Annotated in this window: 11 protein-coding genes; 6 read left to right on the top strand and 5 right to left on the bottom strand. The window is 41.5% G+C overall.

From position 1 onward, the window contains the following. The 4 genes from FPZ43_RS16665 to FPZ43_RS16650 form a co-directional block, all read left to right on the top strand. Positions 1–844: TetR/AcrR family transcriptional regulator (locus FPZ43_RS16665; RefSeq protein WP_261381117.1), on the top strand; the 844-nt coding region annotated here is incomplete at its 5' end. A gap of 21 nt (positions 845–865) precedes the next feature. Continuing rightward, a complete protein-coding gene (locus tag FPZ43_RS16660) occupies positions 866–1,960 on the top strand; it encodes a hypothetical protein (protein WP_146383066.1) in 1,095 nt (364 codons plus the stop codon). A gap of 9 nt (positions 1,961–1,969) precedes the next feature. Continuing rightward, positions 1,970–2,701, top strand: a complete 732-nt coding sequence (locus FPZ43_RS16655) for a hypothetical protein (RefSeq protein WP_146383065.1) — start codon at positions 1,970–1,972, stop codon at positions 2,699–2,701. Between the two features lie 264 nt (positions 2,702–2,965). Continuing rightward, the gene (locus FPZ43_RS16650) at positions 2,966–3,373 is read left to right on the top strand and encodes a DinB family protein (RefSeq protein ID WP_261381116.1); all 408 of its coding nucleotides are present in this window, start codon (positions 2,966–2,968) and stop codon (positions 3,371–3,373) included. Between the two features lie 20 nt (positions 3,374–3,393). Here FPZ43_RS16650 and FPZ43_RS16645 read toward each other — a convergent pair whose 3' ends face one another. The 5 genes from FPZ43_RS16645 to FPZ43_RS16625 all read right to left on the bottom strand — a co-directional run bounded on the left by FPZ43_RS16645 (position 3,394) and on the right by FPZ43_RS16625 (position 7,321). Then, a complete protein-coding gene (locus FPZ43_RS16645; RefSeq protein ID WP_146383063.1) occupies positions 3,394–4,524 on the bottom strand; it encodes an FAD-dependent monooxygenase in 1,131 nt (376 codons plus the stop codon). A gap of 32 nt (positions 4,525–4,556) precedes the next feature. Next, entirely contained in the window at positions 4,557–5,387 is an 831-nt protein-coding gene (locus FPZ43_RS16640) for a helix-turn-helix domain-containing protein (RefSeq protein ID WP_146383062.1), read from the bottom strand. A gap of 62 nt (positions 5,388–5,449) precedes the next feature. Then, entirely contained in the window at positions 5,450–5,953 is a 504-nt protein-coding gene (locus FPZ43_RS16635; protein WP_146383061.1) for a hypothetical protein, read from the bottom strand. Between the two features lie 62 nt (positions 5,954–6,015). Beyond that, complete coding sequence (locus FPZ43_RS16630) at positions 6,016–6,873, bottom strand: chromate resistance protein ChrB domain-containing protein (protein ID WP_146383060.1); 858 nt, start codon at positions 6,871–6,873, stop codon at positions 6,016–6,018. A 109-nt stretch (positions 6,874–6,982) separates the two neighbouring features. Further along, positions 6,983–7,321, bottom strand: a complete 339-nt coding sequence (locus FPZ43_RS16625) for a winged helix-turn-helix transcriptional regulator (RefSeq protein ID WP_186461872.1) — start codon at positions 7,319–7,321, stop codon at positions 6,983–6,985. A gap of 118 nt (positions 7,322–7,439) precedes the next feature. On the opposite strand from FPZ43_RS16625, the gene FPZ43_RS16620 reads away from it, so the two are divergent. Together FPZ43_RS16620 and FPZ43_RS16615 are read left to right on the top strand one after the other, a co-directional pair. Then, the gene (locus FPZ43_RS16620; protein ID WP_146383058.1) at positions 7,440–8,315 is read left to right on the top strand and encodes an SDR family oxidoreductase; all 876 of its coding nucleotides are present in this window, start codon (positions 7,440–7,442) and stop codon (positions 8,313–8,315) included. A gap of 345 nt (positions 8,316–8,660) precedes the next feature. Then, positions 8,661–9,764 (top strand): glycosyltransferase, encoded by a 1,104-nt coding sequence (locus FPZ43_RS16615; RefSeq protein ID WP_146383057.1) that lies wholly within the window; start codon positions 8,661–8,663, stop codon positions 9,762–9,764. Positions 9,765–9,767 lie beyond the last annotated feature (3 nt).

Here is a 9,767-nt window from a genome sequence, read left to right as displayed (position 1 = left end):
AACCGTACAAAAACATCCGCTCTCAGGAGCCTATCTGTACAACAACTTTACTCTCTTTCAAACCCTAACTCAAAGGGGTCACTTTAGATTGGCGAAGAGGGGTCAACATCAGTGGTATATCCATATTTTAAACATATCCTTCTTTAAAAAGTTTATTTGGATATACATTGAGCTTAAAAGTTCGCTTAAATCAATAGAAGGATCAAAATATATGACAAGAAAGGTCACCAGCGGCCCTGTCAGGAACAAGGAACGTACCAAGGCAAATTTGATTGAAGCGGTAGGGACCATTCTTAAAAAGGATGGCTTTGCAAGCCTTAGTGCAAGTAGAATTGCCGAAGAGGCCAAGGTAGACAGGCGGCTCATTTACGATTATTATGGCGGCCTTGAGGGGCTCGTAAGAAAGTACTTGGATGATAAAGACTATTGGAAAACAGGGCAAGAAGACCTTCCGGAGATGATAGAAAACGCTAAAAACGATGCCGGGAAAAAACTTGCCCTGGGCGTGTTGGAAAATCAGTTTGATAGTTTAATCAACAATGAGGAGATGCGCAGGATTATTGCCTGGGGGGTCAGCGAAAAATTACCTGCCTTGAAAGAACTTGATCTGAATCGTGAGCGCATAGGTGAGGCAATAATTAGTGAAGTGATTGATACACATTTCGCCCAAAGCGATAAAAACTTTCGGGCGATGTATGCAATTCTCATGGGCGGAGTATATTATCTGACGCTTCATGCCAAAATGCAGGAAAACACGTTCTGCGGCCTGGATATTCAACAAGCAGCCGGACAGCACGAGATCAAAAAAGCGCTCGGACAGTTTATTGATTTTATTTACCAGTAGCTAATATTTATAGAAAGGGATATGAAGATGTTTTATGGATTTTGCACCATCGCAATTGTTGGCACTTTCACATTTATCGGTTTCCAATTGTTTAAAAATCAAGAAACCGTATCAGACGACTTGCCAAAGAAATTTGAACATTACCAATCGCTTGACAGTTCAAGAGTAATTAAATCGGGAAACATATCAATGGAGTTATTAACTGAGAGTAGCGAGGATATACAATATTTTTTAACATCAGATAATAAGCTTATTGTCTACTCAGTTTTGGGCGAAACAAAAAACATCTTTCATAAAGTTGACAAAAAGGGTGTTGTGACCGATTCACTAATTATAAATTGCCAACCAGGAGATATTGCATTTGTAAAAGGCTACATTATAAATAAGCAAACACATCAGTTTTACAAATGGACCTTTGATGAAAAAAAGCAGCCTATCAACATCGCACTCCAAAACAACCGGCTCGACTGGGATATAAAAAAGCAGCAGGAACTCTATTCAACTATAAAAAAGGACTCCCCAGCAGTATTGGTGGATTTTGGCACGGAGAGCCCGGAGCCGGTAAAGCACTCAGGTGGCGAAATGCAAACGGTTCCGTCCATGCGCACCTACGCTATGCTGACGTATTTTAAAGAAGGCGAGTGTTACACATTTTTTACAACGTTGGATGTACACCATCAATTTCCGTATTCATACACGGAGCAGCTTTTGTTAAACAATCCTTTTAAACGCATCAACAACAAAATTAGTGGGAATAGGGAGATCATCAAAACACCTGCTATTCGATACCGCTACTTTCAAAAACTAAAATTGGAAAAGGTTAGGTTTTCGGGCGGTGGTGGCAACGCGCCGGGTTTCGACGAAATGCTTTTTCATGGAAATCTTTATACAGATGTGGCATATAAAAAGGATACACTAAAGTTAAAAGAGTTTATGTATCTGGAAGAGAAGTGGCACCTTTCACAAATAGAGATAGACGGTAAAAATATCGGCACGGTGACTAAGAATAAAAGTCAGCCCCCGCACAACATTGATGCCTATATGTACTACACAAACCAACAATTAGGTTATGCACTGTTTGCTAACGATGATAAAAAGATTTACCTCATCAAATAATTCGGTTATATGGACAGATCAATAACCGCTATGCTTTTGCTGACCTTAACTGCTCTGTGCGCATGTCAATCAAAAATAGAGAAGCAACAAAAAGCAGCCAAGCCGAAACAGGCACCACCGCATACAACTGTGGTACAAAACAAAAAAGAGCAGCCTGCGCATACAGCAAAAATGACCTTTGTAAAATATATTGATGATGGTGATTACTTTCAACTCATAGCACGTAAAGGCGACAGCACATTCAGTTTCATTAATGAAACTGATCCCAGCAGAAGTTTAAACAGGGGCGATCAAATACAGATTACGTGGAAGGATGGCACTGTTACAATGCCTGGTGATAATGATGTGGAAGCACCGGCGCAGTTGTTACGTTATGTCAAAAAAATCAGCGATGGCCCTGTTTCGGTATTTAGAAAGGTATACGGTAAAAAGCTTAAATATACATGGCCTACTGATGAGCATTTTACCTCGTCGTACCTGGATAAACTTTATATGCAAACCGAATATTACCTGTCTAAAACAACTAACCCTTTGTTGCAGCTTGCTATCAAAAATCAGGACCAGCTCACCTATTCAATAGAGTCCAGAGAACGTAACAACCACAATTATAAGGTGATTGGCATAGCCCCAATAGGTACAAATGGTGCTAACGTTGTTCAATGGCTTTACATTGGCGACGAAGAAGACGATCAGATATACGAATACGATTTGCCGGAAGACAGATTGGTACCATTTGATTGAGGTGCTTGCTAATAGCAATAAATGTAAAACATCATCATCTCAGCAAAGCTAAAAGATTGTTTATTTTGAAGAGTAGACTAGACGGTGAAATTTTTTTGAAAATCATTAATTAGCTTAAGATATTAAGTAGTTTAATATGCTTTAAATGCCAACGAGATTGGTGAAACTTTCTGGATAGCTACTGACACATTACTGTGTTGATACCTTGCCACCAAATGAAACAAAATGCTTAACGACACTTTACGATCGCTTTTTTGCCGCGACTTGAATAAATTAAAAGATGAACTGGAACTTTATCAGCAGGAGTCGAACATTTGGCTTATCGACGGCCATATCCTAAACTCGGCAGGTAACCTTTGCCTTCATCTAATCGGCAACCTGAATACCTATATAGGGGCTATCCTTGGTCACTCAGGCTATATCCGAAACCGACCCGAAGAGTTTTCGCGAAAGGATATACCCAGAGGTGAACTCATTATTAAGATTGAGCAAACCATTGCTGTTATCGAGCTAACGTTACCACTTCTAACAGATGCTCAAATGCAAAGCGAGTATCCCCAGGAAGTAAACGGCAGTAAGTTGACCACCGAATATTTTTTGGTTCACCTAGCCATGCATTTAAGCTATCACCTGGGGCAGGTTAACTACCACCGTCGACTACTGGACAATTAAATTGTTGCCTCGTCGTAAAATCAAAACAGTTTGGCTTCTCTGTTACGTTGACGGATCTCGTCATCCGTTTTTAGCATAAAGTTCTCTTTAACGTTGCTCTCTGCCATCGCCTGAACTTCTTCGATATGAGGTCGAAATTCGGCTTCATAGTCTGTAAAGGCCTTCTGATACGCTCCACCATGTTGCTGTAGTGCCTCAGCAAGTGCAGCTGCACCAAGTACTGATAAGGACCCGCCCTGCCCTGCAGCGGGCGAAGCGCAGTAAGCCGCATCCCCTACCAAAGCTACGCGACTTTTTGACCAGCAGGGCATCTTGATCTGGCAAAACTTGTCAAAGTAAAAATTGCCCGAACGATCAACAATATCCAGCAACTCATCAGTACGCCAGCCTTTACCTCTAAATTGATTGGCAATCAGCTGCCGCTGTTGTACCGTATCACGGTAGTCATAAGCCATTTCTTGCTCTGAAAGATAAGTAAAGATGATATCTGTTTTGCCGTTATAAGCATTTAGCATTACAGATTGATCAGGCGTACGGTACATCTGCATGGTACGTTGCGGCACAAGCAGGCCAGGCACAATACTTATCGAAAAATAGGCACCAAGGAAAATGTTATAATCGCTTTCCGGCCCGAACCAAAGCTTGCGGATATTGGAATGCGATCCATCACAACCGATTACAAGGTCGAAGGTGCGCGGTGTGCTTCTTTTGAACGAAACAATCAGCCCTTCGTTTTCTTCGTGTAAAGAATGGACACTATCATTAAAAATAAACTCTACACAATCACCCAAAGCGCCAAGCATTACCTGCACAAATTTGTCCCGCTCTATCTCGATCTCATCAGTGGTATTAGTTGGCACATCCTCTCGATTGTTCAATATCATGCTGCCTTCTGTTATGTTATCAGCGTTTTTGAAGTCGATGCGATCTACACCAAGTTGGTGGCCTTTAAACTGCTGGTAAAGGCCCATGCGTTTAATAATATCGACAGCTTGCGCTGTGAGGTCAACAGCACCGCCCGCCGTACGCGGCTCTGCGGCCATCTCAACTATGGTTACCTGGTAACCGATATTACTTAGCCACCAAGCAGTGGACAGGCCGGCTATACTGGCACCGGAGACTAGTATTTTTTGATCTTTTATTGGTTTCATACTTCAATTTGAAAAGCACAAAACTGGCGAAGTTATATTGGCGAGGATAGAACAATTGCGACAAAATCATCGCCAAGCCTTTCTTTGCGGGCTTTTGTTTGTTTGGCAAAAGCCGCAGCCGTAGTGCCGCTGTAACGCTTAAATTCACGATTAAGATGAGATTGATCCGCATATCCAAGTTCGTAAGCCAGCCCGGCAATGTTCAACTCAGGGTTGCCCCATAATCTGTCCCGGGCCTGCTCAAAACGCATCAACCCGGACACGTCTTTTACCGTATGGCCTGAGGCTGCCTTAAATTTACGCTCAAGGGTACGCACCGTAGAGTGTGCTGCTTGGGCAACAGCAGAAACAGGTAGCGCTCCATTTCCATTCTGCATAGCTTTGCCGGCTTTAATCAATACAGAATTGCTGAATGAGGTTGTGCAATTATCCAGGAACCAATCTTTGACCATATCTAATGCCTGAGCAATATTACCTTGATCAAGTATCCTACCTAACTCATTTTGCAGCGAAGCAATAGGATGCGCTATACTGCTGATAACGCCGCCCGGCACAGGTTGCAGACCAAGCAGATCATATACCGCCCACGGAAAACATTTTATACCAATGATCTTCAGCCGGTTTTTTGCATAAAAATTAACGGTGCGGCCAAGGAGCCCGACAACAAAAGGAGATGGCATGATTTGACCCTGATCATCGTTTTTAAGCGTCAATTCACTGCCGAAATAAAAAATAATCTCAGCGTTTCCATCCGGCAACACCTCAAAGGCAATAGGTTCCTGGCCAAACTCCTTCTCCAAGTACCAAAATCCATGTATGAGATTTTTCAATTTGTCAGGAGGCCTTAGTTCCAGGTGTTGCATTTTTAAAGATAAAACGAATGGTATAAAGCACAAGCGCTTTTAAGCTGTAAATTTTCCTATCGTTAAAAAGCGATACCAAATTGAAACCCAATGGCAAACGACGTTGGTCTGTCGTTTCCAAAACGCAAGGGCAATGGTACAGCAGCAAACATGCTGCTGCTTTTGCCTTTTATAACTATTTTATTAATCACGGGTGTAAGCCCGTATCTACCAGACGTTTCAAAGGCGGCCCGGCCCGCAAATGTCCACCCTTTGCCAAAACCAAGCAATACACCTGGGTGAAAGGTAAAATTGGCCATTTTGCTGGTACCGTTCTCGGCCCGTACGGAGGGCACAAATTCCGCAGAAAAGCCAACCCTGGCGCTCTTCCAAATATTAATACCGGTTGGCATTCCAACTACGTAATGGGCGCCAAAATTGGTGTCGGTCCCTGTGCTGCTCCACGTAATGATAGGATGCAGTATGCCCACATAGCCAGCAAGTTTTGGATAAGTTGGCGTTGGCGTTTGAGCAACGCATGTGTAAGCCGTGAGCAGGGAGATTAAAACAGATAAAATTGCTTTCATGAATAAGAATTGTATTAATAATACAAGACTATTCAAAGTCGCACTCTTAAAATTGTATCCGTTTAACTACTGGTATGATTTTTACTTTTGATCGCTTTTCTGTAGGCTGAGGGGCTTTGACCGATCATCCTTTTAAAAATTCGATTGAAGTGACTTTGATCGGAAAATCCTGTTAAATATCCTATCTCTGTTAAGGTGTGACAACTGCTTTCGATAAGATAACAAGCTTTCTCTATGCGCATTTTACGCATGTAGTCACCAAAACTTAGGTTATCAAAATACTTCGAAAATTCACGCGACAAATATGCTGGGTTGATCTCCAATTCTTCTGTGGCTTGCTGCAAACTCAGAAACATACTGGTATCCAATTGGTCCTGAATCATCTCCTTCAAAGTTTCTGCCCATTCCGGTGCTTTTTTGCCTTTCTCCTGTTTAAGAAACTGATGGTAAACCTGCAATAAAATTTGTTCTACCGGCCCGTCTTGCGAATGTTTATTTTTAAACATATGTGCGGCCCAACTATAAAGCCCATCATATATTATCATTCCTACCTTTAAAAGTTCATGATCGTCGTGAATATTGTAGGCCAAGCCCGAAAATATTGCTTCGAGGCCGGCTGACTGGGGTGCAAAATCATGACGGTCGGTATCTGCGCCGCGAACAATGGCTGCGATCCTCAAAAGTGCCGGATCTTTTAATTGGTGTTTTTTGATAATATAATCGAACGTGCACTGATCGTCATAATGAGAATATTCAACACCAGGCAAGTCAAAGGGAATGGCGCCGAGTTTCTCAGCTTGGGCAATAACGGCCTCGTAAGGTGCGTATATTATTTCTGCATCACCGTCAACAAACCGTTTAATGAGCCATGGACAGGCAATACGGTCGATCTTTGGGCGGTCACGGGTTATCCACTTCATATCTAAATGTAAACAAATACTTAAATAGCAACCAAAGAGCTATTAAACATACAAGAAGCAAGGCCTTATCAAGATTAAAGTATGGTACATAAGATGGCTGCGCAATTGGCTATAAACTATTATTTGCCTTGTTAAGCATATCCATGCTTTGCCTTTGCCAGGCCGCAATATTGATCAACAGAGGGCAAAGCGTTTTTCCAAATTCAGTAAGCGTATATTCTACACGGGGTGGTAGCTCTTTATATTGTTTCCTGCTAATCAAACCATCAGCTTCCAACTCCCTCAATTGATTAGTCAACACTTTTTTTGATATGGAAGGTACCCTTACTTGTATCTCACCAAAACGCCTGGTGTTTTTCGATAATATATACAAAATAGGCAGCTTCCATCGCCCGCCAAACAGTGCTATGGTTGCTGTAACCGGGCAATCGGTATCATTTAGTTCCATCTCTATTAGTCACTTTCAGGTTACCAGTTTTTGTTTCGTTACTAAGCGCAAAAGGCACTTTTCAAAATCAATATATGTTTCTTTACCTCACAAAAGTAATTAATCAAAAAAAAGAAATATGATTTTAGTAACCGGTGCAACAGGTAATTTAGGCAAGGCCACCATTAATTCATTATTAAACAAGGGCGTACCTCCTAACGATATTACAGTATTGGTAAGAGACAAAAACAAGGCGTCAGAATTAAAACTAAAAGGCCTTCAAATCAGCGTTGGGGACTACCAGGACATTGGTTCATTGATGAATGCCTTTAAGGGTATTGACAAGCTTTTGCTTATATCCTCTTCATCGGATATAATTTACCGACTCAGGCAGCACAAAAATGTAATTGACGCAGCCAAACAATCCGGTGTTAATCATTTAATATACACGGGCTTTGCTATGAAAGATTTAAAGCTTAGCTCGATGCATAAAGATGTGGACTACCATGCTTATACAACTGATTATTTGAAACAAACGGGAGTGCCTTACACTGTGATGAATAATACAATGTATGCTGATATGGTACCTATTATAGGTGGCAAAGACATTTTGAAAAACGGAATTTCCATCCCGGCAGAAGATGGTAAAGTGCCCTTTTTGCCGATCACCGAAATGGCCGAAGCTTTAGCTGCTGTGCTCACCACTCCCGGCCACGAATTTAAGGAATATGTTATTGCGGCAGAAAAAGCTTACTCCTTCGCCGAGATAGCCGTAATGCTGTCAGAGATCACCGGAGCTTCTGTAACTTATAATCCGGTTAAATTAACATCATACGTTTCGCAACTGGTACAGCTTGGCGTCTCTCAGGATGATGCCGAATATATATCAAGATACGCTGTAGCTATGGCGAAAGGAGAATTTGAGATCAATAAAAGCGATATACAACTATTAATAGGCAGAAGCCCGATAAGATTAAAAGATTTTTTGACTTCCATTTACGGAACTTCTAAGTGACAATTTGTGTAACACTTATTAGCTAAGTAGCATAAAAGCTCGAGTTTAAAGAGTTCCTTTTTTGCGATACAATAAATATTTTTTAACCTTTTTTATGTATCGTGTATAGGATCTTACGTAGCAAGATTCACTGTAATTGTGTTATGCTTACAATTTATGTCCACGTTACTGCTGTCATACAAATTGTGTATTGGCATTTAACCCGCCGCACGGTAAACATTTAAAGCCTTTAATCATTTATAAGATAAGTCATTTGGAAAAGAAGGCACATAGCTCCTCATGTCATCTGTATGTGGCATACCTTGATAGAAGTAAGTGGCAGTATGGATTGGTGCTACATAAAATATGAATATACTACTTGTGTCGGGGCCCGGCATATCATTAAAAGAACCATACGATAGTGGGATTGAAGCATTCATCGTTTCACTTGCCAATGAGCTTGTGGAACAAGGTCATCGTGTAGATGTTATTGCCGGCGAGGCGGAAAGCGATGTAAAATTTAACCTTGTCAATCCTTTCCGGTCAATTTTTTTATCAAAAAGCTACTTTTTTAAAGGGCTTATTGAAAAGCATCAATTCAAGAGTTTGGATACTGATATCTATGACGTTGTTCACTACAATATGTTTTATCCTCATTTGATGATGGCGGGTTTGCATTTTTGTAAACAATCCGTTCTTACATTGCACTCCCCTGCCGATAAAAACCGGGTTCGAGCTTACACAAAGCTTGCTACGCTGAGCGATATCACATTTGTGTCGATATCAAGTCGTATAAAACAGCAATGGAACAAAGCGCTCGGGCTTCACACAAACTTTATATCCAATGGAATTGACACACGGTTATGGAACACACATGGTCCCCGTAACGGTAAATACCTACTTTGGGCTGCCCGGATAAACGAAGAGAAAAATGTAAGGGCAGCTATTAATCTGGCAAAATACATGCAATTACCGCTTAAGATTGCTGGGCGAATTGCCGATCAAAAATATTTTAACGAAAACGTGAAGCCTCATTTAAGTGACCGGATAGCGTATGTGGGACATGTTACCCAACAAGAGCTTTGCGGGCTGGCAAAAAATGCATCATCATATTTGGCAACAGCCACCTGGCAGGAACCATTTGGGCTGGCGGCATTAGAGATGTTGGCAAGCGGTGTACCTGTTGTTGGCTTTAATACTGCTGTTCCACCAGATTGGGCGCACGAAAGCGTGCTTACTACACCCGAACAACATTGGGAAAGTCTTGCTGAGCTTGTACTGAAAAGCAATGCGGTCAGTTCCGAATCCTGCAGGCAGTTTGCTTCAAGCATGGACATCAAAAACATGACTGCCAGCTACGTAGAATTCTATAGCAACTTGCTGTATAAAAATGCAGCTATCTATAATGCTAAGGCACTGGAAGATGTCACCTCACCAATTGATAGTCCGCAACTTCAGGAAATAAATTAAGCA

It is taken from the genome of Mucilaginibacter pallidiroseus (assembly GCF_007846085.1).
Taxonomy (GTDB): domain Bacteria; phylum Bacteroidota; class Bacteroidia; order Sphingobacteriales; family Sphingobacteriaceae; genus Mucilaginibacter; species Mucilaginibacter pallidiroseus.
Note: the sequence above shows the minus strand (reverse complement) of the source record. Positions and strands in the feature narration are given on the sequence as shown.

What these genes read in the sequence shown, in the direction of transcription:
- FPZ43_RS16640 (WP_146383062.1), bottom strand. Translation starts at nt 5,387, where the DNA reads ATGCAACACCTGGAACTAAGGCCTCCTGACAAATTGAAAAATCTCATA.
- FPZ43_RS16635 (WP_146383061.1), bottom strand. Translation starts at nt 5,953, where the DNA reads ATGAAAGCAATTTTATCTGTTTTAATCTCCCTGCTCACGGCTTACACA.
- FPZ43_RS16630 (WP_146383060.1), bottom strand. Translation starts at nt 6,873, where the DNA reads ATGAAGTGGATAACCCGTGACCGCCCAAAGATCGACCGTATTGCCTGT.
- FPZ43_RS16655 (WP_146383065.1), top strand. Translation starts at nt 1,970, where the DNA reads ATGGACAGATCAATAACCGCTATGCTTTTGCTGACCTTAACTGCTCTG.
- FPZ43_RS16625 (WP_186461872.1), bottom strand. Translation starts at nt 7,321, where the DNA reads ATGGAACTAAATGATACCGATTGCCCGGTTACAGCAACCATAGCACTG.
- FPZ43_RS16615 (WP_146383057.1), top strand. Translation starts at nt 8,661, where the DNA reads ATGAATATACTACTTGTGTCGGGGCCCGGCATATCATTAAAAGAACCA.
- FPZ43_RS16620 (WP_146383058.1), top strand. Translation starts at nt 7,440, where the DNA reads ATGATTTTAGTAACCGGTGCAACAGGTAATTTAGGCAAGGCCACCATT.
- FPZ43_RS16645 (WP_146383063.1), bottom strand. Translation starts at nt 4,524, where the DNA reads ATGAAACCAATAAAAGATCAAAAAATACTAGTCTCCGGTGCCAGTATA.
- FPZ43_RS16660 (WP_146383066.1), top strand. Translation starts at nt 866, where the DNA reads ATGAAGATGTTTTATGGATTTTGCACCATCGCAATTGTTGGCACTTTC.